The 7,656-nt window shown below is 58.5% G+C and carries 5 protein-coding genes, 3 rRNA genes and 1 pseudogene; 5 read left to right on the top strand and 4 right to left on the bottom strand.

Features of this window, described 5'->3' with window-relative positions; genetic code table 11:
• From CGZ88_RS05180 to CGZ88_RS05160, 4 genes and pseudogenes are all read left to right on the top strand, one after another.
• Window positions 1–331: ribosomal RNA gene (locus tag CGZ88_RS05180) — 23S ribosomal RNA — on the top strand; the annotation flags it as partial.
• 194 nt (window positions 332–525) lie between these two features.
• Window positions 526–642 (top strand): 5S ribosomal RNA (gene rrf / locus CGZ88_RS05175).
• Window positions 643–1,336: 694 nt separating this feature from the next.
• Window positions 1,337–1,564 (top strand): annotated as a pseudogene (locus tag CGZ88_RS05165) (MFS transporter); the annotation flags it as partial.
• An 85-nt stretch (window positions 1,565–1,649) separates the two neighbouring features.
• Window positions 1,650–2,030 (top strand): MFS transporter, encoded by a 381-nt coding sequence (locus CGZ88_RS05160; protein ID WP_243390086.1) that lies wholly within the window; start codon window positions 1,650–1,652, stop codon window positions 2,028–2,030.
• Window positions 2,031–2,036: 6 nt separating this feature from the next.
• Here the strand turns inward: CGZ88_RS05160 and CGZ88_RS08965 are convergent, their stop codons facing one another.
• The 4 genes from CGZ88_RS08965 to CGZ88_RS05145 form a co-directional block, all read right to left on the bottom strand.
• Window positions 2,037–2,183 carry a hypothetical protein gene (locus tag CGZ88_RS08965; protein ID WP_155802683.1) on the bottom strand — a complete coding sequence of 49 codons (147 nt, stop codon included), beginning with the start codon at window positions 2,181–2,183 and terminating at the stop codon, window positions 2,037–2,039.
• 215 nt (window positions 2,184–2,398) lie between these two features.
• Window positions 2,399–3,187, bottom strand: a complete 789-nt coding sequence (locus CGZ88_RS05155) for a hypothetical protein (RefSeq protein WP_133120903.1) — start codon at window positions 3,185–3,187, stop codon at window positions 2,399–2,401.
• A gap of 599 nt (window positions 3,188–3,786) precedes the next feature.
• On the bottom strand, window positions 3,787–4,437 hold the full coding sequence (locus CGZ88_RS05150) for a response regulator transcription factor (RefSeq protein ID WP_101671302.1): 651 nt from the start codon (window positions 4,435–4,437) through the stop codon (window positions 3,787–3,789).
• Window positions 4,438–4,680: 243 nt separating this feature from the next.
• The gene (locus tag CGZ88_RS05145) at window positions 4,681–6,522 is read right to left on the bottom strand and encodes a nitrilase-related carbon-nitrogen hydrolase (protein ID WP_101671303.1); all 1,842 of its coding nucleotides are present in this window, start codon (window positions 6,520–6,522) and stop codon (window positions 4,681–4,683) included.
• 691 nt (window positions 6,523–7,213) lie between these two features.
• Here CGZ88_RS05145 and CGZ88_RS05140 point away from each other — a divergent pair.
• Window positions 7,214–7,656: ribosomal RNA gene (locus CGZ88_RS05140) — 16S ribosomal RNA — on the top strand; the annotation flags it as partial.

Here is a 7,656-nt window from a genome sequence, read left to right as displayed (position 1 = left end):
CGAGCTGGGTTCAGAACGTCGTGAGACAGTTTGGTCTCTATCCTCTGCGCTCGTTGGAATCCTGAGGAGGCCTGCCCATAGTACGAGAGGACCTGGGTGGACGAACCTCTGGTATGCCGGTTGTCGCGCCAGCGGCACGGCCGGTTGGCTACGTTCGGGAGGGATAACCGCTGAAAGCATCTAAGCGGGAAGCCCGCTCCAAGATAAGGATTCCTTGCACCCCTTCGAGGGTGCGGCAGACCCCACATGAGACCATGTGGTCGATAGACCGGACGTGGAAGCCCCGCAAGGGGTGGAGCCGACCGGCACTAACGGTCGAAGACGACCCCCACCGGACACGTCGCGCGCACACGCACGCACCGGAACAACCGATACAGGGAGTCACACGATACAAGCATCAACACGAAACCGCAACGAACACCCGTTCCTTCCATACGAACACCTGCGCCCGCGTCCACCATCCGGTCCCCGAACCACCCACCAACCCCCACCCGGGGGTCGACCATGAATAACACAATACAGTCTTGCGGCGGTCACAGCCCAGGGGAGACGCCCGGTCCCATTCCGAACCCGGAAGCTAAGACCTGGCACGGCGATGGTACTGCACCCGACAGGGTGTGGGAGAGTAGCACGCCGCCGCACCCACACTTCACACGAAAGCCCACCACACGGTGGGCTTTCCCATATCCCGAAGCCAAACACCTCCACACCCAACGGCGAAATCAACCCGAGCCTCGTGTTCACGCATGAGTACACGCTCGACGAAATCAATCAGGCGTATCAGGACATGGCGGATCGCAAGACAATCAAGTCGTACATCAAGGTGACCGACTGATTGATTGACTACAGCTGAATTCAGTGGCCGATCTGACCGCGGTAACCCCCGCGGTCAGATCGGCCACTGTGTTATCTGCGCCGCTGACTATCCGTTGATTATGATTATCTGTGCCAATAGATGAAACCGTCCGAATCGTTGGGCGGACGGTCGAGTAAACTAAACAGGTTCGTTCTGGACGATTCGAGCAGCTCCACCGCACCAGTCGTGGGCACAACGCTGCGTGGATTCCCGACGCGCTTGGCACCGTGGGTTTCCGAAATCATCAGCTAGGCCACGGAAGGATGGCCGGAAACAGCTCACATCGGCATGACCACAAGCAGGACTCCGATTTCCCCCAGCAATGAAGAACCCAGGAAGTCCGCACCTTCCGAAGTCATTGGCGTATAAGACGCGAAAGCACAGCCGAAGAACGAGACACCGGCGGATGTGCTCTCCATTCAGCAATTCCCAACCTCAGTCAGCAGAACACTCCTCCTCTCGATTATCGCCGTGGGCATCATGGCATTCGTCGGCATCCTCACCGATACGATGACGAACGTGCTGTTCCCGATTCTCATGGACCAGTTCCACGTGAGCACGGCCGTCGTGCAGTGGCTCACGACCGGCTACCTGCTCATGGTGGCCATCGTCATTCCGATTTCGTCGTACTGCAACCGCAGGTTCACGAACAGGACAACGTTCATCATTGCCATGGTGCTCTGTGTGGCCGGTCTTGCGTTTGCGTCCGTTTCCATGAACTTCGCCATGCTGATGATCGCGCGCCTGCTGCAGGGCGCCGGCACCGGCCGTGGCGCTCGCCGGTCTGCTCATCATGCTGTTCATTCCGGGCAGCGTGAACATCTGGATCCGCATCATCGGCTACATCGTGTACATGTGTGGTTGCACAATGAGCTTCGCGAACACGATGACCGCGGGTCTCGCGAACATTCCTCCCACACCGCACGCGGACGGCAACGCCATGTTCAACACACTGCAGCAGCTCGGTGGTGCGGTCGGCACCACAGTGATGGCGCTGTGCCTGTCCATTGCGCAGGCTGGCCACGGTACGGTCGGTTCCGACGACTATATGCAGGCCACCAAGCAGGGCGGCGTCTGGGCGCTCACGATCGTCTCAGTGTTCGTGGTGGTGGCGACGCTCGCGAATCTGCGCGCGTTCCTCAACGAACGTCGTCATCCGATCAATCTTGATTGATTGCGGCTATTCGCCGGCGGTCAGGTCGCGCACGGACGCGCGCTCCATGAGCATTGCGAAATCCAGATCGGCAAGGCGGATGGGCACGGCAGATTCATATTCGCCGCTGCCACGAGCGCGGTGCGAGCGCGAAACATAGACGTCGTCAGCCACATGCCAGATATGGCGCTCGTGGCCCGTTGCCGGAATTGTCCATGTGACCGTTGGCTGCTCCGTTCCGCACTCGCTGATATCTGTCGCTTCATTCCACTATAGCGACAGATATTCGGTTATCTGTCGCTATAGAGTACGCAGACGACAGATAACCGCAGACGATGGATGTCTACCAACGGCGCGTGTGCTTCACAAGCTGAACGGCGTACCCCGACTCATTCTCCGAATGGGTACCACGCATGGTCGGCATCGTCTGGTCCCCATGATTTCACGTCCAACCGATTCGTGATGTAGCAGAGCTGCACTTTGGCGTCGTCGAAATCGTAGCTGAACGCTTGTTTGGAATAATCCCAAGCTTCGCTGATGCTGCCTCCCTCGCTGATCTTCTCGCTATATAGCGCTTGGCTTCGTGCGTATTCTTCTTTGTATTGTTGCGCAGTGTAGGATGGCTCAGTCAGACCGTTGCGACGCAAGCATTCGGCGAAGCCCACTTCGCGATCCTGATAGAGATTGGGGTTGCCTTTTGCCAGCGTATACATCTCATCTATTGCCTGATACTCACGGAATTTACAATCGGCTGCATCGTTGATGACTTTCATCATTACCTCATCACCTCGGTCTCCTACATTTGGTGAGATGCTGGTGCCGCGTAGACCTTCCGGATAGGGGGTAGCGACAGGAGCCGTATAGCCTTTGCTGATCACGCATTGCTGGTAGTTGCTCCATGCGAGATCGTAATCCTTCTTACTCACCAAGCCGTCATGTGCCAATGCCCGTTGAAGCATTGCGATTTGCGCATCGGACATTGGCGGATCGGATTCGTTATTCGTTGCAATGAGTTGCTCGATGCGCGCGGAGAGTGAGGGGGCTAAGCGTTCCGTTTTTTCCGTTGCGGAGGGGGATGCGGCATCGCTTGACGGTTGTGTTGAACATCCACATAGACACACAGTGAGCGCCAGTATGGTGACTGTGCATGTGATGACGTCAAGGAATCGTGTCTTCATGGAATTCTCAGTTCAGTGTGATGAGTCGGGGCGCTCAGGGCAGATATCTCCCGGTGCGCCCCGTGATGGACAGAATGGAATCGTTGGGTTGGGGTGTTTAGGATACAAGGTAGGAGGCGTAGTCGCCTACCGTCAGCATGGTGCCACTTTGTGCGGCTGTGCACCCCATGCCGTTCGTTCCTGTATCTGTGGCTGGTTGTGCATGGCCGTCTTGTTTCGCCACGCATGTGGTGCTTTTGTTGGAGCTTGTGCTGAGTGTGATATACGAATAGTTAGCTTGAACGGAGTACCGTCCGCGGAAGTAACCGTTCTCAATGGTACCGCTGCTGACAGGGTAGTAAGTGGCCGTGGCGGCGTTGGCGACATTGCAGAGGCCGAACGCTAGGCCTAGGGGCGAGCAGGGCTCCGGTTGCACGTTGTGCGAGCTTCCTTGACTGCATGGTTGTGTCCTTTCCTCAGGGTGGGCGACATTGCCCGATTATGTTGGGTTGTTGGATTGTTCCCCAACTGGTTCCAGTATTGCGGAATAAGACATCGTTGTCCAACGGAGATGATGATTATCTGCATGGTGTGCTTCTAGTAGACCTAGTAGCCATTGCCTAGAATAAATGCTGTTTAAGGCATAGTTGGATTGCCTCGCGTTTGTCGGACGCGTCGAGTTTGCCTACGGCGTTGCGCACGTGGGAGAACACGGTGGCAGGGGTGATCTTCAGGCGTTGTGCGATTTGGTTGGTGGAACAATGGTTGGCGTAGAGCTTGAGCACGATGAGCTCACGGTTGGTGAGCGTCCGAGCATCGTGCTCTTTCGTTGTGCGGAGCAGTTGATACGCCGTGTGGGTGTCATAGAATCCGGAGCCAGACGGATAGGGGAGGCCTCGAGCGGCCGATCGAATGAGCGGCGCAATGTTCTCGCCATAGGCAAGGCGACGTTTTTCGATGAGCGCCTGTGCGCCTGCGTGGATGCAATCGTCTCGATAGAGCTCTGTTGGATAGGCGGTGATGCCGATGATACCCACGGTGGCGTCATGGCGGCGGATGCATTCGCAGATCTGTGTGCCGCAAATGCCGCATAGGCCCATATCCATCACAATAACTTGTGCTTTGGGTGAATAGTGAAATGTGTGGGCGAGCGCCTGTTGGGCATCGTTCACTTGCCAGACAACGGAGAAATCCTTGGATGTGGCACGAATGAGAGAGCTGATTGCTATGAGCGCGCAGTCGTCATTGTCCACGATGCCTATATGAATCATATGGTTGCCGCCTTCTCAATACAGCGTGTTTCCCGTGAAACTAGCGTCCCCAAAGACGCAGCCCCGCGATGCCACGATATCTCAGATGGCATGCGAATTGGAAATCATGCTCAAGATTTTCTTGATGCGAGCACGCTTAGGTGCCGGGTGCGCAACGTCTGGTGGCGGCTAATAATAAAATAATCGGTGGTTCACGTGGCGTACTCCGCCACATGGACCACCGATTGGAGCGTGGAGCGCGAATCACTCTCTAAATTGCGCGAGCAGCTCGTCCACTTCGTCAATCCACAGTGTGTTTTGTGCCACGGTCGGCATCATGAATCCGTCGCGCAGATCAAGGCCTGCCGATCCGATGCGCGGGCCGTCGGGCAGGTCGTGCCGCATGAACTGCGTCGCGAAGAACCGCCCGTAGAACGTGCGCATCCAGTTGAGCAGCTCGTGGTCGCTGTACGCGGTGCCGAACGCGCGTTGAGCAAGCCGGAACGACTTTGACGGGCGGTACTGCGCGCGCAGGAAACCGTCGATGTAGAAATCCTCGACCTCGGCGGGGGCGATGTCCGCAAACCCGCGCGCGGCCAGCGGATCGTGCTCGGGTACGTGCAGCACGTCGTCGTGTTCGATGATCGGACCAAGCGCCGCGTGCAGCCGCTCGTTCGACGTCGTCTGCGCGACGCGCGCGAGCATGAGCGGCACGAACGAGCGCGCGAGCTGACTGTTGACCGCGTACTGCATGGACAGATCGATCGGGAAATCACTGATGCCGAGTGCGAGCTCGGTCATATCGACCGGATTGATGAGCGCTCCGTTCGGGTTCGCAATCGATGGCTGACCCGCGTCGAACACCGTACAGCCGAGCGCGGCTGCGAGCGAATCCAGCAGCGCCTCCGCATGCGCGTTCGGCTTCTCGCCGGAGAACTGCACGCGCACCGCAGTGCGGTCGATCTGCGCGAGATCGGACGTCTTCACCGCGGCAATCAACGCCAGCGCGGCATCCTTGACCGCCGTGTCCTCGGCGAGCACGGTCATCTGATTCGCGCCACGGTTGTGCAGGAACGCGAGCATACCGTGCGCCTGCATCGTCAGACCCAGATCGCAGCAGTCGTTGAGATCGCGTTCGTTCGCCGGCACGAACGGCTGCTTCGACACCGGCCGCAGCAGCGGATGCTCGGCGATCTCCATGCTGAACACGGTCTCGTGGTAGCCGGCAGCCTGCGCGCTCGCCGCCACGTGGAACGACGACATACCACGGCGCGCGCACCACAGACTCTCCACGTCCGCGTCCGCAATGGCATGCCCCTCGCCGAACGGCTGCGCCTGCGCGAGCACGCTGCCGTTCTCAGCAATGATTTCCTGACCGCCCACGGTCACATCGCCGGTGGAATCACCTTGCCCGGAACTGCAGTACGCATAGCAGCACAGCAGGCGCGCACTCTGTCCGCTGATCAGCCCGCGGCGGTAGAGGTCCTTCTCGAGCGATGCGTTCGATGCGGAACCATTGCAGATGATCGTGGCGCCGGCCAGCGCAAGCTTGATCGACGGCGGATCCGGCGACCAGATATCCTCACAGATCTCATACCCGACGCACAGCTGCGGCAGTTCACGGCAGCGGAACAGCTGATGCGAGCCGAACGGCACGTGCTCGAACCCGGCCACGGTGATGTCGGTGACCTCAGCAGGACCGGATTGGAACCAACGCCCCTCAAAATCCACACCATACGTGGGAATGAACGTCTTCGGCACCACGCCGAGAATCCGACCGCGGTGGCAGACTGCCACCGTGTTGTAGATCTTCCCGTTGATGCACAGCGGCGTGCCGACCGAATACAGCACATCGAGATCCGCAGTACGGCGCACGAGCCGGCCGAGTTCACGCTCCGCACTTTCGAGCAGAATGCTGTGGTAGAGCAGGTCGTCCGCGATGTACGACGTGAGCGTGACCTCCGGGAACGCCACGATGTTCGCGCCTTCGGCGGCCGCACGCCGCAGTCCGTCCTCCACGAGGCGAGCATTGTGCGCAGGGTCGGCCACCGTACTCGCCGGCGAGATGGTAGCGACCGCAACAAAACCGTTGTTCGGCAATCCCATCGTGCGCGGTGCTGGCTTTGCGGTTGCGGTGATTTCCGATGATTCGATTGATTCGGATGATGATGTGGACATGAGCGTCCCCTTCCGGTGTGGTCCAGGATTTCGAGTGATTCGTGCGCTCGCGGACCGACGCGCGCATGAGGCCGGCTATGTACGGCACAGCTTAGTGCGCGCATTTTTGGTATGAACGTGACTACGGTGAGGGCGAAGTGGTGTTTGTGGGTGTTGTTGGGTGGTTTGCGACACGCCGGTGGTTGGGTTTTGTTGGGTGGTTGTTGGGTGTGGTTGTGGGGGTTGGTTGGGTGGTTTTGGGTGGTTTGCGACACGCCGGTGGTTGTGTGTGTTTGCAGGGGTTTTGGGGGTGTTGTGGTGGGGGTGGGTTTGTGTTTTGGTTTGGGGTGGTGTAAGTTATTCATCTTGCTGCCGGTTGGTGAGCTTCTGGACTGGGTTCGGAGGGTCGTTGGCTGTGTGTGGTGGTTTGAGAACTCAATAGTGTGTACTGTACTACTTCATCATGCGACTGACTTCGTGTTGGTTGTGTGGTGGTCTTTGATTGCCAGTCCGATGCCCGCCCGTGTGGTACCCGAGGGGGTTTGATGGGTGTCGGGGTTTTTGTGTGACCGTCCTTCCTTATTGGATGGTCCGTCTTTTTCTTTTGTGAGTCATCTGTTGGATGTCTCCATGAATGTTTTTTGTGGAGGGTTCGATTCTGGCTCAGGATGAACGCTGGCGGCGTGCTTAACACATGCAAGTCGAACGGGATCCCTGGCAGCTTGCTGCCGGGGTGAGAGTGGCGAACGGGTGAGTAATGCGTGACCAACCTGCCCCATGCACCGGAATAGCTCCTGGAAACGGGTGGTAATGCCGGATGCTCCGCGCCCCTGCATGGGGGTGTGGGAAAGGCTTTTGCGGCATGGGATGGGGTCGCGTCCTATCAGCTTGTTGGCGGGGTGACGGCCCACCAAGGCGTTGACGGGTAGCCGGCCTGAGAGGGTGACCGGCCACATTGGGACTGAGATACGGCCCAGACTCCTACGGGAGGCAGCAGTGGGGAATATTGCACAATGGGCGCAAGCCTGATGCAGCGACGCCGCGTGCGGGATGGAGGCCTTCGGGTTGTAAACCGCTTTTGTT

This window comes from Bifidobacterium anseris, assembly GCF_002860345.1.
Lineage (GTDB): Bacteria > Actinomycetota > Actinomycetes > Actinomycetales > Bifidobacteriaceae > Bifidobacterium > Bifidobacterium anseris.
Note: the sequence above shows the minus strand (reverse complement) of the source record. Positions and strands in the feature narration are given on the sequence as shown.